A 19,885-nucleotide genomic window follows, 5' to 3' on the forward strand; every position below is an offset into this window, starting at 1 on the left:
CGAACGGAAGTGCGGTGATTGTCGTCGCCGGATGCGGCGGGAACGCCGGGGTGAGCGCGGCGTGAACGGCCACTGGAGCAGGCCTGGCACCAGATCTTAGCGGTCGCGATGAGTTTCGCGGCCCGGCGCGGTCCAACCATCGGAGGCGCTTGCCGGCCGGAAGTGCCTCCGGGGCCGGGGCCGTGTCCGAGGTCGCGCATTCGGCTGCAGGGGGTACTGCGCGGCTCTCGGACCGGCCCTGGCGCTCGTCACAGGTAGGCGGTCAGCAGGTCGTCCACCGAGTACATCAGTTCCGTGCGGCCACCGAAGAGCTTGTGCAGGCGGGTGGCGTGATCCCGCATCGCGGTATCGAAGTCCGCGGCACCGTCGTAGAGGCGGGCCACGCCGTCGACGAGGTCGGGGAGGTCGGCATCGATGCGGGCCGCGGACATGCTGGGCGAACGCGGGCCGTCGTCCTCGACGGGCTCGGGCGTGTTGCCCAGCATGACGTAGCAGGGGAAGCGTTCCAGGTCCGGCAGCACCGAGTAGAACGGCACGCCCGGGTTGAAGTAGTACTCCGCCCAGTCGTTCCCGGCCAGCGCCAGCCACGGGGTGCCCACGGCCAGCGCGGCGAACGCGAACCCGGTGTGCGGCGAGAGCAGCATGTCGCAGCGCTGCATCGCGGCCAGCTGCCGGTCCAGCGGCACGTCCAGCGCCCACGCCGCGTTCGGGACGGTCGCGGCCAGCGCGGCGAACTCCGCGCGCGTGAACCCGGTGCTGGTGCGGCCGTCGTCGGCGAGTTTGCCGGTGAAGCAGATCCGCGCCTGCGGCCAGCGGTCGGTGATGGCGCCGAGGATCCGCTGCCACGACTCCAGCGACGGGTAGCGCCACCGTTCGGCGCTGCCGCCGGGCAGCACCGCGATGGTCGGCGCGTCGTGCTGCGGCAACAGCTCGGCGGCCCAGTCGCGCGCCGCGGCAGGCAGGTTCAGCCGCAGCGGGTTGCGCGCCTGGTAGGCCGGTTCGGGCGCGCCGACCTGCGTGTGCCCGCCGGTGGTGCGGAAGTGCTCGGCCGACAGCTCGTAGTAGCGCTGCAGGCCGGGGAAGAAGTCGTGCTGCCACTTCTGGTGGCCGCGCGGATCGTCGACGACCCAGTCCCACTCGGCGGGGATGTGCGCGAGGACGTCGGCCGTCGGCGGCTCGAACACGTCGATGTCCACTGTGTACACCTCGTCGATCGCGTCGCACCAGGCGGCCAGGTCGACGGCGGTGGCGGAGTTGAGCACCACCGCGATCCGCCGATCCGGGTTCGCGCGGCGATATCCCAGGCAGTACTGCAGCGCCTCCACGGCGTGTCCGACGGGATGGCAGTAGACGAAGTTGACGAGCACCGATTCGTGTTGCACGGGATCGACCCTACGATCGCGGGCAACAGGTTTTCGCCGCTACAGCCCGCCCGCGACGCGCAGCACCGCCCCGCTGGTGTAGGCCGAGTCCGGGCCGAGCAGCCAGCCGATCGCCGGGGCGATCTCGTCGGGTTCCCCGGCCCGGCCGAACGGCACGCGTGCCACGGCCGTGTCGATGCGTTCCGGCGCTCCCGCGCCGGCGTGGATGTCGGTGCGCACCAGGCCGGGAGCGACGGCGTTGACGCGCACGCCCTCGTCGGCGAGTTCCTTCGCCAGGCCCACCGTCAGCGCGTCCACGGCGGCTTTGGCTCCGGCGTAGTGGACGTACTCGTGCGGCGAGCCGAGCGTTGCGGCGCTGGAGGAGATGTTGACGATGGCCCCGCCACCGCCGCCGCGGCGGGTGGACATGACCTGCGCGGCGCGGCGCGCGCAAAGCACCGCGCCGAGGAAGTTGACGTCGATGACGTGGCGGATCACCTCGACCGGCGTGTCGGCCAGATCGCCGATGTGCGCGGTGAGCCCGGCGTTGTTGACCAGCCCCGTGACCGGGCCCAGCTGGTCCGCGGCCTCGGCGAACAACCGGTCCACATCGGCCTCGCGGCTGACGTCCACGCGCACCAGCACGCACCGGGCACCGCGCCCGCGGGCCTCGGCCGCGACGCGCTCGGCGCCGCTGTCGTTGTCGCGGTATCCGAGCACGAGGTCGTGGCCGGCCCGGGCCAGCCACGACGCCGTGGCCGCGCCGATGCCGCGACTGGCGCCGGTGATGATGGTGATGGGGCGACTCATGCGCTGATCATGACATCCGCCGGTGCCGGGCTCGTCGACAGCCGTGCGCGAATTCGTTGGCCCGCAGCCGACCTGAGCGGGAAGACTGTCCCACATGGACATCGGCCCTGCGGACGTCGGCGAGGTGATCAGCCGGGTGCGGCGAGGTCAGCGCGTGAAGTTCCTGTACTTCTGGGGCCACCGGCCCGAGCGCGATGGCCGCGTCGGGCGCGGCTGCCTGAGCCAGTGGTGGCCTGCGCCGTTCACGGTGGACGGCCGGAGGTTCGCCACTGCCGAGCACTACATGATGTGGCGCAAGGCGGTGCTGTTCGGCGACACCGGCAGCGCGGAGGAGATCCTGCAGGCGTCCCATCCCCGGCAGGCCAAGCAGCTGGGGCGTGGCGTGCGCGGATTCGACCAGCGCCGTTGGGAGGAGTGCCGCTACGAGATCGTGCTGACGGCCTGTGTCGAGAAGTTCCGCCAGAACCCGGACCTGCGGGAATTCCTGCTGGGCACCGGTGGCCGAGTCCTGGTGGAGGCCAGCCCGGTCGACTCGATCTGGGGCATCGGCCTCGCCGCCGACGATCCGCGCTGCGAGAACCCCGAGCAGTGGCGAGGGCTGAACCTGCTGGGCTTCGCGCTGGGCGAAGCCCGCGCCCGTCTCGGCCAGCAGTCCTGACCGAGACGGGGCAACGGCGTCACAGCAGCGTCAGCTGCGCGGGACGCGGGCGGCGCGGTGCGGCGGTCGCGGCCTGGGTGGTGGTGTCGCCGAGGGTGGACAGGAACGGTGACGGCTGGCGGTCCTGAGTGCTGCCGCGGACCGTTCGACGTGCCGCACCGGTGAGGTAGAGGTGGTCCTGGGCACGGGTCATGCCGACGAAGAACAGGCGGCGTTCCTCGGCCACTTCCTCCTCGGTGGGTTCGGTGCCCGGCCAGCGCAGCGGCAGCAGGCCGTCCTCGCAACCGACCAGGAACACCACCGGGAATTCCAGGCCCTTGGCGGCGTGCAGGGTCAGCAGGGAGATCGCCTCGGCTCGCGGGTCGAGCGTGTCGACCTCGGCGCCGAGCAGCACCTCGCGGCAGAACCGCGGCACGTCCTCGCCGCAGCGCTGCGCCAGCAGCCCGAGCAGTTCCACCGCGGTGTGGATGTCGGGCCGGGTTTCCTCGGGCACGGTGTCGGCGACCGTTTTCGAGGCCGTGCGCAGCTGGTCGGTCACCGGGCCGGTGCGGTCGGCGACGTGCAGCAGCTCGCGCACCAGGAGGTCGACGCCGGGGCGGGCGGAAAGCCGGTCGTGCGAGCGCTTCTGCACCGGCAGGCCGCAGCGGGTGAGCTCGTCGAGGATGGCGTGCGACTGCGAGTCCGTCCGGTACAGCACCGCGATGTCGTTGAACCCGATGCCGCCGGGGCCGTCGCCGAGGACTCTTCCGCTGTCGAGGGAGTGGAACGATGCGCCGCCGAGCAGCTGGTCGATCGTGCGCGCGACGAACGCCGCCTCCGCGCGTTCGTCGCCGGCCCGGTGAGCGACGATGCGGTGCGCCTCGCGGTCCGAAGCCGGGTGCAGCCGCCGGTCGGTGACCAGTGTGGACGGTGCGATGGCGCGGATCGCGCCGTCGAGGATGTGGGCGCCGCTGCGGTAGTTGCGGGTCAGCGCCAGGACCGGTGCGCTGGGGTAGTCCTGCTCGAAGCGCAGGAAGAAGCCGACGTCGGCGCCGCGGAAGGAGTAGATCGCCTGGTCGGGGTCGCCGATGGCGGTCAGGTTGGCCTCGGCCGGCGCGATCAGCCGCAGCAGCCGGTACTGGAGTTCGTCGACGTCCTGGTACTCGTCGACGGTGATCCACCGGTAGCGGCGGCGGTACTGCTCGGCGATGCCGGGGTGGTCGGTGAGCAGCTGCACCGCGAGCACGACGAGGTCGTCGAAGTCGACGAGGTTCTGCTCGCGCAGTGCCGCCAGGTAGTCCGCCAGCACGGCTTGGGTTTCCGGGTCCGCCTCGCCGCCGCGGCGCGCCGGTGACAGCTGCGCCTTCACTCGCCGCGCGCTGCGTTCGTCGCCGGTGATGGCAGTGAGGATCTCCTGCTGGCGGGCGGCGTCGGCAAGCCCGAAATCGGCGCCGAGCCCGAGTTCCCGGTGGTGCTCGCGCAGGATCTGCAGACCGAAGGAGTGGAAGGTCGCCACGGTCATCCGCTGCGCGGGTGCGCCGATGAGCGCGTGCAGGCGTTCGGTCATCTCCTCGGCGGCGCGGCGGGTGAAGGTGATCGCCAGGCATTCCTCCGCCGGGACGTCGCGTTCCAGGACGAGGTGCGCCAGCCGGTGGGTGACGGTGCGGGTCTTGCCGGTGCCCGGCCCGGCGACGATCAGCAGCGGACCGCCCGGGACCTCGGCCGCGGCCCGCTGGTCGGGATCCAGCCCGGCGAGCACACCGGTCCCGGTGTTCCGGGTGGGAGCCGGCTGCGGCTCGGGTTCGGCTAGTGACCGGGAGACCGGTGCGGCAGCGGGTTCGGGTTGCGCCTGTGGGGCGAACAGCGCGTCGTCGAACAGCGCGGGCGCATTGCCGGTGCGCAGGCGGGTGAGTTCGGCGGGTTCGAAAACGCGGATGGTGCCGTATTCGCCGTCGTAGCCGGGATCGCGCAGCACCTGGCCGTGCCGCAGCCGGTCGATCGCCTCGGCCACCGCGGCGTTGGTGCGGCGCAGCTCGTCGACCGGCACGTCCTGGAGGATCTGCAGTTCCGGGCCGTGGGCGGCGGTGAGGTCGCTGACCTCGCCGAAGACCTTCTTGCTCTTGGGGCCCACGCCGAGGACCTCGCCGACGATCTCCGGCAACGGGATGAGGTTGCGGAACCCGGCCGCGCCCGGCGGGCGGATGCCTTCGGGCCGGTCCGCGAGCGCGTCGATGCGGTGCAGCACGCCGACGGTCAGCGGCTTGTTGCAGCCCGGGCACAGTCCGCTGTGGGCGCGGGTGTCGCCCGGCTCGAAGCGCACCTGGCACTTGCGGTGCCCGTCGAGGTGGTACTTGCCCTCTTCGGGGAAGAACTCCACCGTGCCCGCGAAGCCCTCACCGGTCTCCAGCGCGCGCTTGATCGCGAAGTAGTCCAGGTCGGTGTCGAAGACGCTGGCCTCGCGGCCCAGCATCGGCGGCGAATGCGCATCGGAGTGGCTGACCAGCGTGTACTTGTCCAGCGCGGAGACCCGCCAGTTCATCTCAGGGTCGCTGGACAGCCCGGTCTCCAGCGCGAAGACGTACCCGGCGAGGTCGCGGTAGCAGTCCTCGATCGCGTCGAACCCGGCCTTGGAGCCCAGCACCGCGAACCACGGCGTCCAGATGTGCGCGGGCACGAGGTAGGCGCCGTCGCCGGATTCGAGGGTGATCTCCAGCAGGTCCCGGGAATCCAGGCCGAGGATCGGGCGGCCGTCCGAGCCGAGGTTGCCGATGCGGCCCAGCCGCTGGTTGAACCGCTCGGCGGCGGCGAAGTCCGGCAGGTAGCAGAGGTGGTGGACCTTCCGAGTGCGTTCGCCGCGCTTGTAGATGGTGGAGATCTCGACCGACAGCATGAACCGCACCTGCCCGCCGCAGTTGGCGGGCATGCCGCGGGTCATCGCGGCGTCGAGGTCGTCGCGCAGCCGGAACAGGCCGGGCTCGGCGGGTTCGAGGACCTCGCGCAGGTGCGCGAACCAGGCCGGGTGGGTGAAGTCCCCGGTCCCGACCAGCGTGATGCCCTTGCGGCGTGCCCACCAGGTCAGGTGCTCGATGTCGCAGTCCTTGCTGCAGGCGCGCGAGTACTTCGAATGGATGTGCAGATCGGCGTAGAAGCGCACCCCGGCGATCTTGCCAAAAGATCACCAGCGGCCGGCCGGGGGCCGGGCGAAGCGGCCGCCCGCCGATGAGCGGGCGGGCGACCGCGCGTCGGTCAGCTCTCCGGCAGGCTCCGGTCCACCAGGTCGTCGACGATCTTGTCGATGCCGTACGGCTGCAGCAGTCCGGGGACCGTGAGGTCGTCCATGATGACGCCGAGCATGGCTAGGTAGAGCTGCAGCACGGTGGCGCGGTCGCCGGGCAGGCCGGCTTCGAGGTGCCAGTCGATGTTGCTCTTGAGCATGTCGGCGAAGGTGGCGGTCAGGTCTTCCTGGAGCTCCGGTCGGCGGGTGGCCTCCAGGCGCAGTTCGAGCATGGCGAGGTGGCTGCTGCGGTCGCCGCGCATCCGCTCGACGAGCTGGCGCAGCAGCGTGGCGGTGAGCTCGCGGCTGGGCGCGGCCTTCATCGTCTCGGCCATCTCGACCGGGTCCGGGGTGAGGCGCTCGTGGGTGCGGGCCATGATCTGGCGGAGCAGCTCGGCGCGGTTGGCGAAGTAGTTGGTCGTCGTGCCGGTGGGAACGCCCGCTTCCTTGTCCACGGAACGCAGCGTCAGCCCGCGCGACCCGTCCCGCGCGAGGACCTCGATCGCGGCATCCAGCAGGGCAGTGCGTCGGGCGGGGTTCTGTCGCATGTCGATCTCCCGAAACTCGTCGACACCACTTCAGGTGAAGTACTAAGTTTTAACCACTGCAAACACAGTACCTCAATCGAAGTTAAAAGTGAGGACCCGAGATGCGAGTTCACCAGAAGCGCCAACACCGCCCGCAGGCGCCGATGCCGCGCTCCGTGCCCCGCCCCCGGCCGCTGCCCAAGCCCGGCACCCGCCGGTAACGCGCACCCCTGCCGCCCAGCGACCCACGACCGAACGGGAGATCAACGTTGAAATTCCTCCAGACCGCCACGATGCTGTCCGCCACGATCGCCTGCGCGCTGATGGCCGGACTGTTCGCCGGCTTCGCCTACGCGGTCATGCCCGGCCTCGGCCGCTCCTCCGACCGCACCCTGGTCGAGGCCATGCAGAACATCAACAAAGCCATCCTCAACCCGGCCTTCCTGGTGCCCTTCATAGGGGCGATCCCGCTCATCGCCCTGGCGGTGTTCCTGGCCTGGCAGGGAAACGGACGCCCGGCGCTGCCGTGGCTGATCGCCGGGCTGGTGCTCTACCTGGTCGCGTTCGCCATCACCGCAGCCGTCAACGTTCCCCTCAACGACCAGCTCGCCTCGGCCACCACCGACTTCGCCGCGGCGCGCAGCGCGTTCGAGAAGACCTGGGCCACCTGGAACATCGTCCGCGCCCTCGTGCACACCGCGGCATTCGTGTGCCTGCTGTGGTCCCTGGTCGTCTACGGCTCCCAGCGGGTCGACGACGGCCAGCCGACCGCGCTGCAAGCCGGTCACGCCCGTTCCGTCGTCGTCCACGGCCCCTGAGCGGCAGCGCGGCCGATCACCAGTGCGCGGGGCGGGAAAGCGCCGGGGGCAGCTTCGTGGCGGCATCGCCCTTGGCGGCGTTGAGCTGGGCCTGGGTGAGGAAGATCGCGCCGGTGAGGTCGGCCCCGCGCAGGTTCGTGTCGCGGAAGTCCGCGCCGATCACGTCGGCCGACCGCAGATCGGCACCGCGCAGATCGGCCGCGATGAGGTAGGCGCCGCGGAGGTTGGCGCCTCGCAGGTCGGCGCCGCGCAGCTTGGCTCCGATGAGGTCGGCGCCCCGGTGGTTCTTCTTGCGGCCCGAGACCTTGGCCCGCACGAGCTCGCTGGTGCGCAGCAGCAGGGTGTTGATGTCGTGGCGCAGCGCCGCGACATCAACACCGGTGAGCTCATCGGCGCTGCCGCGGGTCAGCGCTTCGGTGTCCTCCAGCGCCTTGCGGAGATCGTCGTGCACGGGCTCGGCCGCCGGGAGGGTCAGGGCTTCGGTGAGGTACCAGAGCAGCTCGTGGAGCTGGCGCATCACCGGGAACACCGCGAACATCTTCCCGGCGGTGCGCGGGGCCTGCCGCCAGTCCGTGCCGCCGAAGGTGACCTGCGAGACCTTCTGCCCGGCGCCGAAGCAGTCGAAGACGGTGCAGCCGGGAAAGCCCCGCTCGCGCAGCTGCGAGTGGATGCCGCAGCGGAAGTCGTCCAGCAGGTTGGTGCACGGCGTCCCGGCGTCCTTGTTCACGGCGAAGTCGGCCGAGGAGGCGAAGGGCAGTGCCACGCAGCACAGTCCGAAGCAGTTCGCGCAGTCGGCTTGCAGACCGCCATCGGCGGGTGGGGCTTGGTGCTGGTCGGACAACGTGCGTGATCTCCTGCCGCGAGGTGTTCTCTTCTCCCATTCTCCCCGACCAGATGCGGCGAGCCGGACGCAGGTCGCGATGCCGGAGCGGGTCCCGGGGGTGGCGGCGTGCCCCGCCAGCAGGTCCGACGTGCCGCCGGTCGCGGTTGATAACGTCCGCGGCATGGGTGAGCAGCAGGTGCGCGACGCGACGTCCGAGGAGCAGGCCGAAGGGGTGTGCCGATTTCCCGGATGCTCGCGGGAGGTCGTGCGCACCGGCGGCCCGGGGCGCCCCTCGGAGTACTGCGATCTCCCCGAGCACACCCGCTGGCGCGCCTGGAAGGAACGGCAGCGCCTGCAAGCCGTGCAGGAGCAGGCCGAGGTCTCGCCGGTCGCGGCCGTCGAGTACGACAGCGCGCGGCTGCGGGCCGAGGAGCTGCTGCGGCAGTACCGGCTCCTGTCGGAGCAATTGACCCGGAATCTGCGTGCCGGCATCGCCGAACTCGGTACGATCGCTGATCCCAGCGCGGCGGAGGCACAGATCCAGGCGGCCCAAGCCGAAGCCGCGCACCGCATCGCGCAGGCCGAGAAAGCCCTGGCCACCGCGCAGCAGCAGCGTCGCGACGCCGAACAAGCGCGCAGCGCCGCCGAGGCGGCAGCTGAGGACGCCACCGCGGCCGCGGAAACCGCCGGGCAGGAGGCCGAAAGCGCCCGCAAGGAACGGGATGATGCCGTGGAACGGGCGAACCAAGCCGAGCAGCGGGCGCGGCAGGACGTCGAGGCGGCGCGCAACGAAGCCGAGGTCGCCACCGCGGCGGCCCGGCGCGACGCCGAGCGGCAGATCGCCGACGCGCGCAACTCCATCGAGCAGGCGAAGGCGAGCGCGGCCGCGGAAATCCAAGCGGCGCAAGAGGAAGCGCGGCGGCAGATGGATGTCGCGGCGCAGCAGCAGGCGGCGGCGGTGGAGCGGGCGGCGCGCGCCGAACAATCGGCGGAGACCGCGCAGGGACAGCTGGACGAGCTCAAGCGCGTAGCGGAGGAAGCGCGCGCGGAGGTGCAGCGCCAGCGTGACGAGCTCGCAGTGCTGCGCGAGCAGCAGGCGGCGGAACTCCAGCAGCTGCGGACGGAGGCCGCGGAGCGGATGGAGACCGAGCGCACCGCCGCCGCGCAGCGGGTGGCTGCGGTGCAGGACGCGCGGGAGCAGTCGCTGGCACGCGCGGAGCGCGCCGAACGGCAGCTCGACGCGGCGACGGAGGAGCTGCGTGCTCTGCGGGCAGCTGCGGCGCAGCCGCCCGCAGAGCCGGCGTAGCCGGGCGGAACGCCTTCAGGCCACCGCGGCGCCTGTCCTCCAGGTTCCGCAGCAGGTAGGCGCCGTCAGCGGGCTCGTTCGGTGGTGAACGGTCCGTCGGGGCCGAAGGCCCGTTCGGCGAAGCGTTCGCCGATGCGGCGGTGGGTGGCTGCGTCCGGGTGGAGCCGGTCGGGCAGCGGCAGCTCGGCGAAGTCCGCCTCGCCGTAGAGCTCGAGGCCGTCGAGGTGGTGCAGGTTCGGGTCGTCGGCCGCGCGCTGCTTCACGATGCGGGCGAGCTCCTCCCGGATGACGCCCAGCGTCAGCTTCCCGGCCGCGCGCTCCGCGGGGTCGCCGGTGGCCCGGAACTGCACCTTTCCGGCTCGGAGCGCGTCGACGTCGAACGCGCCGGGGCCGGGGGTGTCCTCGTGGATGGGGCACAGGATCGGCGAGACGACCAGCAACGGCGTCGTGGGATGTCCGTCGCGGATGGTGTCGAGGAAGCCGTGCACCGCCGGGGTGAAGGCGCGCAGGCGCATCAGGTCGGCGTTGACGACGTTGATGCCGATCTTGACGCTGATCAGGTCCGCCGGGGTGTCGCGCAGGGTGCGGGCGGTGAACGGGTCGAGCAGGGCGCTGCCGCTGAAGCCCAGGTTGATCAGTTCCACGTCGCCGAGGGCAGCGGCCAGCGCGGGCCAGATCGTGCTGGGGCTGGCCGCGTTGGAGCCGTGGCTGATCGAGCTGCCGTGGTGCAGCCACACCTTGCGCCGCCCGGTCGGCACCGGCTCGACCGGAGCGTCGGTGCGCAGGGCGACCAGTTGCGTGAGCTCGTTGTGCGGCAGCCAGATCTCGACGTCCTTGACGCGGTCGGGCAGCCCGGCGAACCGGACGGTGCCGACCGGGCCGGGCCGGGTCTCGGTGGAGCCGGTGGCGACGTCCACGGTCACGACGTTGCCGCCCGGCGCGCTCGCCTGGTCTGCCAGGCGGCCGTCGACGAGCAGGTCGTAGACGCTGCCGGGGCGCGGCGGGAGGCCCTGGTAGACGGTCTTGGTGGGCAGGACGTCCAGCTCGACGACCGTGGCCCGGGTGCGGACGACCAGCCGCACACCGGAGGGCTGGGACTCGGCCATGGCCAGCTGCCCATCGGTGTACTGCGCACGCGCCCAGGCCGGCAGCCGGTGCGGCAGCAACCCGTGCTCGGTGCGCTCCAGGTCGAGCGCGCCGAGCAGGAGATCCGCGGTGATGGGAGTGGTGACCCGGGCCTGCGGCCCGGTGGTGGCGGCGTCGTGCTGGTGGTTCATGACCACCAGCCTGTCAATTGATTTCCCGATCCGCACCCGGTTTTCGCGTCGCGGCCGCGGCTCAGGGGTTCACGGCGGCAAGCGCGTCGATCTCGACCAGCTGGTCGTCGTAGCCGAGGACCGTGACGCCCAGCAGGGTGCTGGGCGGGTCGTGGTCGCCGAAGTGGTCGCGCACCACTTCCCACGTCGTGACCAGGTCGGCCTGCCGCGTGGCGGCCACGTAGACGGTCGTCTTGACCACATCGGACAGTCGGGCCCCTGCGTCGGCCAGGGCGGTTTCGAGGTTGCGCATCATCTGGTGCGCCTGTGCGGCGTAGTCGCCGACGGCCACGGTCGCGCCGGCCTCGTCGAGCGGGCAGGCTCCGGCGGCGAAGACCAGCTGCGCGTCGGGGCGCACGACCGCGCCGTAGGCGTATTCGGCCACATCGGACAGTTTTCCGCTGCGGACCAGGCGGAACGTATCGGACATAACGTCACCCTACCGGCGGGCGTCGCGATGGGGCTTTCGCTCGCCGCAAAAAGGAGTTGATCGTCCGAATAGTCTGGTTGTCAGTGGACGGTCACCGAGCCGGGGCCGCCGGAATTTGTTCCACAGTGGACACCGAAGGGGCTGGAGGACGATGGAACCGCGGGGCGTGGCGGACGACCGGTTCGCCAAGGTGGCCGAGGTGTTCGCGCAGTTGCTGGCCGACGGCCGCGAGACTGGCGCCGGGCTGGTGGTGCGCTACGGCGGCGAGGAGGTCGTGCGACTCTCCGGCGGGTGGGCCGATGCCGCGCGCACCAGTCCATGGCGAGAGGACACGCTCGTGCACGTCTACTCGGTCAGCAAGCCGTTCGCCGCCCTGACCCTGCTGAAGGTGCTCGCCGAAGCCGGGATCGCGCTGGACACCCCGGTGGCCGCGCTGTGGCCGGACTACGCGGCGGCTGGCAAGTCGGCGACCACGCTGCGCCAGCTGCTCAGCCACCAGGCCGGGCAACCGGTGTTCCCCAGCGAGGCCGCGGATCTGTTCGACGACGCCGGGCTGCGCGCGCAGCTGGCCGCGGCCGCGCCGGAATGGCCGCCGGGCACGGCGGTGGCCGAGCACGGCCTGACCTACGGTCATCTGCTCGACGGTGTCGTGCGGTCGGTCACCGGGCGCTCGCTGGGGACGGTGTTCCGGGAGGACATCGCGGGACCGCTGGAGCTGGATGCGCACTTCGGGGTTCCTGAAGCGGACCTGAGCCGGGTCGCGGAGCTGGAGATCGCCGACCCGGAGTCCTGGAAGTTCGGCGAGCCGGGCGATCTGACGCACCGCGCCCTGGCGGTACCGCCCGGCGCGTTCGACGTGGCGCTGCACAACTCCGAGCGCTGGCGCCGCGCCGAGTTCCCGGCGATCGGCATGCACACCACCGCCCGGGCGCTGTGCGGGTTCTTCGCCGGGCTGGCCGACACCGACGGGCCGGTGGCGCGGCTGCTGGGCGGGGAACTGCACGGGGAGTTCATCCGGCCGCAGGTCAGCGGATGGGACCTGTTCCTCGGCTTCGACGTGACGTGGACGCTGGGCCTGCAGCACTACGACGGAGATCTGGCCATGGGCGGGCTGGGCGGCTCCACCGCGTGGGTGTCGCGGAAGCACGGCTATTCCTGCGCGTTCGTGACCCGGCACCTCGCCGGCCCGCACCGGATGATGGCGCTGGAGGAAGCCATCGAGTCGGTCTGGTGAACCGCGCTTCCGGTGCGGCGGGGCGCGCCGGGTGTCGTGGGGTTGGTATTGACTGGTTGCCATGGCAATCAAGATCGAGGACGCGACGGTCGCCGATACCGAACGGCTGACGCGGATCGTGCGGACCAGCAGCGCCTACGACGGGCACTACCGGGTGATGGTGGCCGATCTGGGCATCGACGCCGAGTACCTGGCAGCGCACCTGGTGCGGGTGGCCCGCGACGAGGCTGGCCGACTGCTGGGCTTCTACACGGTGATCGTCCCGGGGCGTGGCGGCGCCGGCGAGGGCGAGCTCGACTTCATGTTCGTCGACGACGCCGCGCAGGGCCGGGGCGTGGGCCGGATGCTCATCGACGACGCTCGCGCGCAGGCCCGCGCCCGGGGTTTGCGGCGGGTGCACGTGGTGTCGCACCCGCCGTCGGAGGGCTTCTACCTGTCGGTCGGGGCTCAGCGGGCGGGGACGGTTCCCGCGGAGGGTGCGATCACGTGGTCCCGTCCGCATCTGGTGCTCGAACTGTAGGCGGCACCTACCGTGTCGACATGCGAATCTCACGTCTGCAGTTCGTGTCGGTGCCCGTGGCCGACCACGTCAAGGCCCGCGAGTTCTACGTCGACGTCCTCGGCTTCGAGCTGGTCGTGGACATCGCCGGCCCGCACGGCCAGTTCGTCATGGTCGCCCCGCCCGGCGCGCAGACCGGTGTGGTGCTGGTCGACTTCAGCGTCGACGGGCGCGAATTCGGCGGGCCCGTGCACCTGCAGTTCCACACCGACGACCTGGACGCCGATATCGCGGAGCTGCGCGCCGCGGGCGTGGAGGCCGGGAACCCGCAGGACGTGCCGTGGGGCCGGATGACGACCTTCACCGATCTCGACGGCAACCCGATCTCACTGCTGCAGCCCTCGGCGATGGGCAACCGGCCGGGCTGACGCCGGTCACCGCATGGCGCGCCAGGGTTCGCCGCCGGCCCGGTCGAGCCGGTCGCCGGGTGTCGCCCAGGTGTGCACCGGGGTCTCGCCGGGCGTGACCGGCGGCCAGCCGGGGTCGCCGGTGCGGGCGAAGTCGCGCCAGGCGCGCATCATGCGCCGGGACAGGGCTTGGTCGTGGTCGTCGGGCGGGCCGCCGAGGAGGAAGTCCGCCGCGGCGAGGTTGCCGAAGTTCAGCGGCACATCGGCGCCGTGCCAGGCGTGGACTCCGGCGCGGCTGCGGGCGAAACGGGCCAGGTGCGCCCGCCCGCCGTGGCGTGCGTGGTGCTCGGCCAGCCGCGTGCTGTGGGCCGCGAAGATCGCGTCGCCGAACAGGGCGAGATAGGCCTCGCGCGGCGAGGACGCGAGGGTGCGGTAGCGCTCGGCGACGGTGTCCGGGACGGCCATGGCGTGGGCGAAGGCGCGCAGCTGGGCATCGGTGTCGACGCGCTTGATGGTGTCGAGCGCGTCGAACAGCCAGTACTCCTCGGTCGTGTGACACACCAGCAGGTCGACGGTCGTGTCGTGCACTGTGGACAGTGGCGCCGCGGGCAGCGTGCGGCCGTCGACGACGGGGCCGAACAGGACCGGGTCGTACTGTCGCCGGAAACCGGATTGCGGGGCGCCGGCGACTTCGGTCGCGGCAGCGACGAGTTCGCGAGGTGGGGCCGTCTCCGGATCGGTGCCCAGCCGCGTGGTGATCTCGGCGGTGATGGCCGCGGCGGCGTCGGTGGTGAAGTAGGAGTCAGGGACGCTGTGCAGGATGGCGCGGCGGAACAGCCCGCGTGCCTGCGGCATGAGCAGCAGGCACGCCGCCGATCCGGCGCCGGCGGACTGCCCGGCGACCGTCACGTTGCCCGGGTCGCCGCCGAATGACGCGATGTTCTCCCGCACCCAGCGCAGCGCGGCGATCTGGTCCAGCAGGCCGCGGTTGTCGGGATGGCCGGGCAGGTGCCCGAACCCTTCGAAACCCAGCCGGTAGTTGGCGGTGACCACGACGAGCCCGGTGGCGGCCAAGGCGGTGCCGTCGTAGTCGGGCTGGGCGGTGGAGCCGAAGGTGTAAGCGCCGCCGTGGATCCACACCAGCACCGGGAGCCGGTGCGCGGCCGGCGGCGCCCAGACGTTGAGGGTGAGCACGTCGTCGGCGCCGGACCACGTCGGCGCGCCGGGCAGTTCCGCGTCCTGAGGCGCGATGGGACCGAACTCCACGCAGGCGCGCACCCCGTTCCAGGCCTCTGCCGGCCTGGGCGGCCGGAACCGGTTCGGCCCGAACGGTGCTGCGGCGTAAGGGATTCCGAGGAACGAGTGGACCGAGCCGTGACGGCCGCGGATCCGGCCGGCGGCGGTGACGACCTCGGGCGTCACCGCTGGGCCGGGCGGGTCAGTCGCCAGATGACGTCGATGCCCTCTTCGCTACCCGCCCGGGGGTCGCGGCTGGGGCTGCGGCGGTCGACGCAGGTGAAGCCGAGGCGTTGCGGGATGCGCCCGCTGGCGGTGTTCGCCGCGTCGTGCCAGATCTCCACGCGGTCGATGCCCGGCAGCGCGAACGCCTCGTCGACCAGCGCGGCCGTGCTGGTGGTGGCCAGGCCCAGGCCGGTGTAGTCGGGGTGCAGCCAGTACCCGATCTCCAGGCCGCCGGAGCCGATGCGGCGTTCCATGGCGACGCAACCGGCGATCGTGCCGTTGACGATGATGGCGTAGGCGTAGGCGCTGCCGGTGTGCCAATTGCGGTCGCAGCGGTCGAGGAATTCGACGGCCGTGTCCAGCGAGTAGTCCCCGGCGGCCCACGGCATCCACGGCCGCAGGTGCGGCAACGCTTCGGTGACCACTCGGTGCATCTCGGCGAGATCGCCACCGCGCCAGCGGCGCAGCACCGCCGATTCGAGGGTGATCAGTTCCGGGGGATGGGCCATGCGCCGATGGTCCTGCCCCGCGGCCGGTCCCGGCAACCGAATATCACCGGATCCGCAACGAGAAGTGGGCCGCCCCGCAACCGGGACGGCCCACTTGTGCTCTGCGCGGGTGGCTCAGATCAGGCCGAGCTTGCGGACCGCGTCGCGCTCCTCGACGAGCTCGTTGACCGAGGCGTCGATGCGCTCGCGGGAGAACTCGTCGATCTCCAGGCCCTGCACGATCTCGAACTTGCCGTCGCGGGCGGTGACCGGGAACGACGAGATCAGGCCCTCCGGCACGCCGTAGGAGCCGTCGGAGACCACGGCCGCCGAGGTCCAGTCGCCCTCGGGCGTGCCGTTGACCCAGGTGTGCACGTGGTCGATGGCGGCGTTGGCGGCCGAGGCGGCCGAGGACGCGCCGCGGGCCTCGATGATGGCCGCGCCGCGCTTGGCGACGGTCGGGATGAACTCGTCGGCCAGCCAGGCCTGCTCGACCTGCTCGGCGGCGATCTTGCCGCCGACCTCGGCGTGGAAGAGGTCGGGGTACTGGGTGGCGGAGTGGTTGCCCCAGATGGTGAGCTTCTTGATGTCGGTGATCGACACGTTCAGCTTCTGCGCCAGCTGGGACAGCGCCCGGTTGTGGTCCAGGCGGGTCATCGCGGTGAACCGCTCGGCGGGCACGTCCGGCGCGTGGGCCTGGGCGATGAGGGCGTTGGTGTTGGCCGGGTTGCCGACCACCAGCACGCGCACGTCGTCGGCGGCACCGGCGTTGATCGCCTCGCCCTGCGGCTTGAAGATGCCGCCGTTGGCCTCCAGCAGGTCGCCGCGCTCCATGCCCTTGGTACGCGGGCGGGCGCCTACCAGCAGCGCGACGTTGGTGCCGTCGAACGCGGTGCGGGCATCGTCGGTGATGTCGATGCTCTGCAGCAGCGGGAAGGCGCAGTCGTCGAGCTCCATCGCGGTGCCCTCGGCCGCCTTGACCGCCTGCGGGATCTCCAGCAAGCGGAGCTTGATCGGGGTGTCGGGCCCGATGAGCTGACCGGATGCGATCCGGAACAGCAACGCGTAGCCGATCTGACCGGCCGCACCGGTAACGGTCACGGTGACGGGAGCTTGGGTCATGAGGTTTCGTTCTCCTGCTCGCCGGGTGATTGCCTAGCGGGATGCTATCCCCAGTGCGCCGGTGCCGTTGCGTGCCCGCCACGGATCACAGTGGACCGCGCGCCTGACCGATTCAGCCGCGACCGGCGGGGAGAGGCAGGCCACAGTCCGGCGGCCGCCTGATCATCGGTACGTGCTGGGTGGCGACCCGCGGAAATTCTTCGCACCGTGGTGTCGATCCGGCGCGGAGCCGTTCGTGTAGTGGGTGAGGAGCCGGGGCGGAGCCGGCTTCACGAGCTCGAGGAGAACGCGATGAAGCAGTACCTGCTGAGCATCTACCAGCCCGACGGGCCCACACCGCCGCCGGAGGTGCTGGAGCCGATCATGCGCGACGTGCAGGCGGTGAACGCCGAGATGCAGGCCGCCGGGGCGTGGGTGTTCGCCGCGGGCCTGCACCCGCCGACCACCGCGACCGTGCTGCGCGCGAAGGGCACCGACGTGCTCACCACCGACGGCCCGTACACCGAGGGCAAGGAGCACCTGGGCGGGTTCACCATCATCCGGGCGGCCGACCTGGACGCCGCGCTGGAGTGGGGCCGCAAGCTGGCGAAGGCGATCACCCTGCCCATCGAGGTGCGGCCGTTGCAGGACGACGAGGGCGAGACGTGCCGGTCCTCGGCGTAGCGGAGGCCGAACGGGTCTTCCGCGCGGAATACGGCCGCGCGGTGGCGGTCCTGGTCCGCGTCTTCGGCGACATCGACATCGCCGAGGAAGCGGTCCAGGACGCCTTCGCCACGGCCGTGGCGAAGTGGCCGTCGGCGGGCCTGCCGCCCAGTCCGGCGGGCTGGATCATCACCACGGCGCGCAACCGGGCGGTCGACCGGCTGCGCCGGGAGGCCTCCCGCGAGGACCGGCACGCGCAGGCCGCGCTGCTGCACGCCCACGACGAGCCGGAGCAGGAGGGGCCCGTGCACGACGACCGGTTGCGGCTGATCTTCACGTGCTGCCACCCGGCGCTGTCCACCAGCGCGCAGGTAGCGCTGACGCTGCGGCTGCTCGGAGGGCTGAGCACCGCGGAGATCGCGCGGGCGTTCCTGGTGGCCGAGCCGGCCATGGCCCAGCGGCTGGTGCGCGCCAAGGGCAAGATCCGCGACGCCGGGATCCCGTACCGGGTGCCGAGCGAAGCCGACCTGCCGGACCGGCTGCGCGCCGTGCTGGCCGTGGTCTACCTCGTGTTCAACGAGGGCCACACCGCCAGTTCGGGGCCTCGGCTGGTCCGCGAGGACCTGTGCGCGGAGGCCATCCGGCTGGGGCGGCTGCTGGCCGAGCTGATGCCCGACGAGCCGGAGGTCCTGGGGCTGCTGGCGCTGATGCTGCTGGTCGAATCGCGGCGGGTGGCGCGCACGACCGCCGATGGCGCGCTGGTGCTGCTGGCCGATCAGGACCGCGGCCGCTGGGATCGCGACCTCGTCGCCGAAGGCCAAGCCCTCGTGCGCCGCTGCCTGCGCCGCAACCAGCCCGGCCCCTACCAGATCCAGGCGGCGATCAACGCCGTGCACAGCGACGCGCCGACCGCCGCCGACACCGATTGGCGGCAGATCCGGGCGCTGTACGACCAGTTGCTGGCGGTGTCACCGAGCCAGGTGGTGGCGCTGCACCGCGCGGTCGCCGTCGCGGAGGTCGAGGGCCCGGCAGCGGGACTGGCCCTGGTGGACGAGCTCGACTTCGGCGGATACCACGTGTTCCACACGGTCCGCGCGGACCTGCTGCGCCGCCTGGGGCGCATCGAGGAGGCGGCGCGGGCCTACGACGCGGCGATCGAGGGGACCGACAACGCAGCCGAACGCGACTTCTTGCAGCACGCGCGCCGGGCGCTGGCGCGATGAGTTTCGCGGCGCGCGCCGGTCTACCCGTGGTGCAGGCGAAACCACGAGGTTGACGGAGCATGTGATGAGCATTCCCGACATCGTTTCGCGCGAGGAGTGGCTGGTGGCCCGCCGCGATTTCCTGGTGCGGGAGAAGGAGTTCACCCGCGCCCGCGACGCGCTCAACGCCGACCGGCGGCGGCTGCCGATGGTCGAGATCGACGCGGACTACCGGTTCGAGGGCCCGGGCGGGACGGTCGGCCTGCCGGAGCTGTTCGACGGGCGGCCGCAGCTGGTGATCTACCACGCGATGTTCGATCCGAGGTGGGACGGCGCCTGCCGGAGCTGCTCGTCGTTCATCGACCAGATCGGGCACCTGGCGCACCTGCACGCCCGCGGCACGTCGCTGGCGCTGGTGTCGCGCGCGCCGCTGGCCAAGATCGAGGCGTTCCGGGCCAGGATGGGCTGGACGGTACCCTGGTACTCCTCCTACGGCAGCGACTTCAACTACGACTTCCACGTGACGCTGGACGAGTCGGTGCGCCCGGTGGAGTACAACTACCGCACCGCCGAGGAGCACCAGCGGGCCGGCACCGGCTACTACGTCTCCGGGGAGCAGCCGTTCGAGCTGCCCGGGCTGAGCTGCTTCCTGCGCGTCGGCGACCGCGTGTTCCACACCTACTCGACCTACGGGCGAGGCATGGACGTGCTGGGCAGCACCACGAGTTTCCTGGACCTGACGGCCCTGGGACGGCAGGAGGACTGGGAGGAACCCGAGGGCCGCGCCACCGGCCTGGGGGCCCCGGCGGGCAGCCCGCAGGTGAAGTACCACGACGAGTACTGACCCCGGCGTTTCAGCTGGTGAGGCCGAGTTCGCCGGCTCGGGCACCGGCTTGGAAGCGGGAGTTGGCGTCCAGCAGGGTCATCAGCTCGGCGACGCGCCGCCGGTAGGTGCGGAGGGAGACGCCGATGCGGCGGGCCGCGGCTTCGTCGGTGAGCCCGGCGTTGAGCGCCTGCAGGACGCTGCGTCCGGCCTGGTCGATCTGCGGAAGTTCCTGACGCAAGTAGTCGGTGAGTGGGATGGCCGTGTGCCAGGTGGCGTCGAACAGGGCGTGCACGCCGTTGATGAAGGTCGGCGCCGTGGTCGCGGTGAATTCGCGTTCGCCCGCGGTGGTGGCACCGGCCAGGATCATCGCCCGCCGGTCGATGATGATCGTCTCGTGGGGCAGCGGGGCGGCGCAGATCCGCACCTCCGCGCCCACATCTGCGATCCGCAGCAAATGCTGCCGTTGTCGCGGATCGCAGAGCGCGGCCGAGGTGAACAGCTTGCGCACCCGCAGGTCCGGAGCGGGTTCGCCGGTGGGCCGGAGGCGCGGGTGTGACCAGGTGCGCAGGTCGGTGGCGGCGCACACGAACTCGGTGCGGGCATCGGTGAACAGGTGTCCTGCCCGGCGAATGAGCTCTGCCTCGCCACGCACCGCGATCACCTGGTGGTCACTCATGCCCACCGAGTCTACGGAGACGTTCG

The 19,885-nt window shown here is 71.7% G+C and carries 20 protein-coding genes; 9 read left to right on the forward strand and 11 right to left on the reverse strand.

Annotation, left to right across the window (positions count from 1 at the left end):
- Positions 1 to 248: 248 nt before the first annotated feature.
- A complete protein-coding gene (locus AB0H93_RS32600) occupies positions 249 to 1,382 on the reverse strand; it encodes a hypothetical protein (RefSeq protein ID WP_358577925.1) in 1,134 nt (377 codons plus the stop codon).
- A gap of 39 nt (positions 1,383 to 1,421) precedes the next feature.
- Positions 1,422 to 2,171: an SDR family oxidoreductase gene (locus AB0H93_RS32605; RefSeq protein WP_358577928.1), complete on the reverse strand. Its 750-nt coding sequence runs from the start codon at positions 2,169 to 2,171 to the stop codon at positions 1,422 to 1,424.
- A 94-nt stretch (positions 2,172 to 2,265) separates the two neighbouring features.
- Here AB0H93_RS32605 and AB0H93_RS32610 point away from each other — a divergent pair, with 94 nt between their 5' ends.
- The gene (locus tag AB0H93_RS32610; RefSeq protein ID WP_358577930.1) at positions 2,266 to 2,829 is read left to right on the forward strand and encodes an NADAR family protein; all 564 of its coding nucleotides are present in this window, start codon (positions 2,266 to 2,268) and stop codon (positions 2,827 to 2,829) included.
- Positions 2,830 to 2,848: 19 nt separating this feature from the next.
- Here AB0H93_RS32610 and AB0H93_RS32615 read toward each other — a convergent pair whose 3' ends face one another.
- Both AB0H93_RS32615 and AB0H93_RS32620 read right to left on the reverse strand, forming a co-directional pair.
- Positions 2,849 to 5,962, reverse strand: a complete 3,114-nt coding sequence (locus AB0H93_RS32615) for a UvrD-helicase domain-containing protein (RefSeq protein WP_358577932.1) — start codon at positions 5,960 to 5,962, stop codon at positions 2,849 to 2,851.
- Between the two features lie 92 nt (positions 5,963 to 6,054).
- Positions 6,055 to 6,630 (reverse strand): TetR family transcriptional regulator, encoded by a 576-nt coding sequence (locus AB0H93_RS32620; protein WP_358577934.1) that lies wholly within the window; start codon positions 6,628 to 6,630, stop codon positions 6,055 to 6,057.
- 248 nt (positions 6,631 to 6,878) lie between these two features.
- On the opposite strand from AB0H93_RS32620, the gene AB0H93_RS32625 reads away from it, so the two are divergent.
- Positions 6,879 to 7,427 (forward strand): anthrone oxygenase family protein, encoded by a 549-nt coding sequence (locus AB0H93_RS32625; RefSeq protein ID WP_358577936.1) that lies wholly within the window; start codon positions 6,879 to 6,881, stop codon positions 7,425 to 7,427.
- A gap of 16 nt (positions 7,428 to 7,443) precedes the next feature.
- Here AB0H93_RS32625 and AB0H93_RS32630 read toward each other — a convergent pair whose 3' ends face one another.
- The gene (locus tag AB0H93_RS32630) at positions 7,444 to 8,268 is read right to left on the reverse strand and encodes a pentapeptide repeat-containing protein (RefSeq protein ID WP_358577938.1); all 825 of its coding nucleotides are present in this window, start codon (positions 8,266 to 8,268) and stop codon (positions 7,444 to 7,446) included.
- A gap of 163 nt (positions 8,269 to 8,431) precedes the next feature.
- Between AB0H93_RS32630 and AB0H93_RS32635 the strand changes: the two genes are divergently transcribed.
- The gene (locus tag AB0H93_RS32635) at positions 8,432 to 9,556 is read left to right on the forward strand and encodes a hypothetical protein (protein ID WP_358577940.1); all 1,125 of its coding nucleotides are present in this window, start codon (positions 8,432 to 8,434) and stop codon (positions 9,554 to 9,556) included.
- A 65-nt stretch (positions 9,557 to 9,621) separates the two neighbouring features.
- Here AB0H93_RS32635 and AB0H93_RS32640 read toward each other — a convergent pair whose 3' ends face one another.
- Together AB0H93_RS32640 and AB0H93_RS32645 are read right to left on the reverse strand one after the other, a co-directional pair.
- Positions 9,622 to 10,833, reverse strand: coding sequence for a GDSL-type esterase/lipase family protein (locus AB0H93_RS32640; protein WP_358577943.1), 1,212 nt, complete (start codon positions 10,831 to 10,833; stop codon positions 9,622 to 9,624).
- 61 nt (positions 10,834 to 10,894) lie between these two features.
- Complete coding sequence (locus AB0H93_RS32645; protein ID WP_358577945.1) at positions 10,895 to 11,302, reverse strand: Rid family hydrolase; 408 nt, start codon at positions 11,300 to 11,302, stop codon at positions 10,895 to 10,897.
- 151 nt (positions 11,303 to 11,453) lie between these two features.
- Between AB0H93_RS32645 and AB0H93_RS32650 the strand changes: the two genes are divergently transcribed.
- The 3 genes from AB0H93_RS32650 (at position 11,454) to AB0H93_RS32660 (ending at position 13,463) form a co-directional block, all read left to right on the forward strand.
- The gene (locus AB0H93_RS32650; protein WP_358577947.1) at positions 11,454 to 12,536 is read left to right on the forward strand and encodes a serine hydrolase domain-containing protein; all 1,083 of its coding nucleotides are present in this window, start codon (positions 11,454 to 11,456) and stop codon (positions 12,534 to 12,536) included.
- 61 nt (positions 12,537 to 12,597) lie between these two features.
- The gene (locus tag AB0H93_RS32655; protein WP_358577950.1) at positions 12,598 to 13,056 is read left to right on the forward strand and encodes a GNAT family N-acetyltransferase; all 459 of its coding nucleotides are present in this window, start codon (positions 12,598 to 12,600) and stop codon (positions 13,054 to 13,056) included.
- Positions 13,057 to 13,076: 20 nt separating this feature from the next.
- Positions 13,077 to 13,463: a VOC family protein gene (locus tag AB0H93_RS32660; RefSeq protein ID WP_132490162.1), complete on the forward strand. Its 387-nt coding sequence runs from the start codon at positions 13,077 to 13,079 to the stop codon at positions 13,461 to 13,463.
- A 6-nt stretch (positions 13,464 to 13,469) separates the two neighbouring features.
- Here the strand turns inward: AB0H93_RS32660 and AB0H93_RS32665 are convergent, their stop codons facing one another.
- The 3 genes from AB0H93_RS32665 to AB0H93_RS32675 all read right to left on the reverse strand — a co-directional run bounded on the left by AB0H93_RS32665 (position 13,470) and on the right by AB0H93_RS32675 (position 16,513).
- Positions 13,470 to 14,864 (reverse strand): carboxylesterase family protein, encoded by a 1,395-nt coding sequence (locus AB0H93_RS32665; protein WP_358577953.1) that lies wholly within the window; start codon positions 14,862 to 14,864, stop codon positions 13,470 to 13,472.
- The gene (locus AB0H93_RS32670) at positions 14,861 to 15,412 is read right to left on the reverse strand and encodes a GNAT family N-acetyltransferase (RefSeq protein ID WP_358577956.1); all 552 of its coding nucleotides are present in this window, start codon (positions 15,410 to 15,412) and stop codon (positions 14,861 to 14,863) included. Before AB0H93_RS32670 ends, AB0H93_RS32665 begins: the two co-directional genes overlap by 4 nt.
- A 114-nt stretch (positions 15,413 to 15,526) precedes the next feature.
- The gene (locus AB0H93_RS32675) at positions 15,527 to 16,513 is read right to left on the reverse strand and encodes a malate dehydrogenase (RefSeq protein WP_358378706.1); all 987 of its coding nucleotides are present in this window, start codon (positions 16,511 to 16,513) and stop codon (positions 15,527 to 15,529) included.
- Positions 16,514 to 16,804: 291 nt separating this feature from the next.
- Between AB0H93_RS32675 and AB0H93_RS32680 the strand changes: the two genes are divergently transcribed.
- The 3 genes from AB0H93_RS32680 to AB0H93_RS32690 all read left to right on the forward strand — a co-directional run bounded on the left by AB0H93_RS32680 (position 16,805) and on the right by AB0H93_RS32690 (position 19,201).
- Positions 16,805 to 17,176 carry a YciI family protein gene (locus tag AB0H93_RS32680; RefSeq protein ID WP_358577959.1) on the forward strand — a complete coding sequence of 124 codons (372 nt, stop codon included), beginning with the start codon at positions 16,805 to 16,807 and terminating at the stop codon, positions 17,174 to 17,176.
- A complete protein-coding gene (locus AB0H93_RS32685) occupies positions 17,158 to 18,378 on the forward strand; it encodes an RNA polymerase sigma factor (RefSeq protein ID WP_358577962.1) in 1,221 nt (406 codons plus the stop codon). The genes AB0H93_RS32680 and AB0H93_RS32685 overlap by 19 nt, the downstream gene beginning before the upstream one ends.
- Before the next feature lie 64 nt (positions 18,379 to 18,442).
- Positions 18,443 to 19,201 (forward strand): DUF899 domain-containing protein, encoded by a 759-nt coding sequence (locus AB0H93_RS32690; RefSeq protein ID WP_358577965.1) that lies wholly within the window; start codon positions 18,443 to 18,445, stop codon positions 19,199 to 19,201.
- A gap of 10 nt (positions 19,202 to 19,211) precedes the next feature.
- On the opposite strand, the gene AB0H93_RS32695 is transcribed toward AB0H93_RS32690, so the two are convergent.
- Positions 19,212 to 19,859: a DNA-binding response regulator gene (locus AB0H93_RS32695; protein ID WP_358577967.1), complete on the reverse strand. Its 648-nt coding sequence runs from the start codon at positions 19,857 to 19,859 to the stop codon at positions 19,212 to 19,214.
- Between the last annotated feature and the right edge of the window lie 26 nt (positions 19,860 to 19,885).

Origin of the sequence: Saccharopolyspora sp. NPDC050642 (genome assembly GCF_040654735.1) — a bacterium.
Taxonomy (GTDB): domain Bacteria; phylum Actinomycetota; class Actinomycetes; order Mycobacteriales; family Pseudonocardiaceae; genus Saccharopolyspora; species Saccharopolyspora elongata.

Excerpts from the sequence above, each read along its gene's own strand:
- AB0H93_RS32605 (WP_358577928.1), bottom strand. The coding sequence starts at position 2,171 with ATGAGTCGCCCCATCACCATCATCACCGGCGCCAGTCGCGGCATCGGC.
- AB0H93_RS32610 (WP_358577930.1), top strand. The coding sequence starts at position 2,266 with ATGGACATCGGCCCTGCGGACGTCGGCGAGGTGATCAGCCGGGTGCGG.
- AB0H93_RS32620 (WP_358577934.1), bottom strand. The coding sequence starts at position 6,630 with ATGCGACAGAACCCCGCCCGACGCACTGCCCTGCTGGATGCCGCGATC.
- AB0H93_RS32635 (WP_358577940.1), top strand. The coding sequence starts at position 8,432 with ATGGGTGAGCAGCAGGTGCGCGACGCGACGTCCGAGGAGCAGGCCGAA.
- AB0H93_RS32640 (WP_358577943.1), bottom strand. The coding sequence starts at position 10,833 with ATGAACCACCAGCACGACGCCGCCACCACCGGGCCGCAGGCCCGGGTC.
- AB0H93_RS32645 (WP_358577945.1), bottom strand. The coding sequence starts at position 11,302 with ATGTCCGATACGTTCCGCCTGGTCCGCAGCGGAAAACTGTCCGATGTG.
- AB0H93_RS32650 (WP_358577947.1), top strand. The coding sequence starts at position 11,454 with ATGGAACCGCGGGGCGTGGCGGACGACCGGTTCGCCAAGGTGGCCGAG.
- AB0H93_RS32655 (WP_358577950.1), top strand. The coding sequence starts at position 12,598 with ATGGCAATCAAGATCGAGGACGCGACGGTCGCCGATACCGAACGGCTG.
- AB0H93_RS32660 (WP_132490162.1), top strand. The coding sequence starts at position 13,077 with ATGCGAATCTCACGTCTGCAGTTCGTGTCGGTGCCCGTGGCCGACCAC.
- AB0H93_RS32670 (WP_358577956.1), bottom strand. The coding sequence starts at position 15,412 with ATGGCCCATCCCCCGGAACTGATCACCCTCGAATCGGCGGTGCTGCGC.
- AB0H93_RS32675 (WP_358378706.1), bottom strand. The coding sequence starts at position 16,513 with ATGACCCAAGCTCCCGTCACCGTGACCGTTACCGGTGCGGCCGGTCAG.
- AB0H93_RS32680 (WP_358577959.1), top strand. The coding sequence starts at position 16,805 with ATGAAGCAGTACCTGCTGAGCATCTACCAGCCCGACGGGCCCACACCG.
- AB0H93_RS32690 (WP_358577965.1), top strand. The coding sequence starts at position 18,443 with ATGAGCATTCCCGACATCGTTTCGCGCGAGGAGTGGCTGGTGGCCCGC.
- AB0H93_RS32695 (WP_358577967.1), bottom strand. The coding sequence starts at position 19,859 with ATGAGTGACCACCAGGTGATCGCGGTGCGTGGCGAGGCAGAGCTCATT.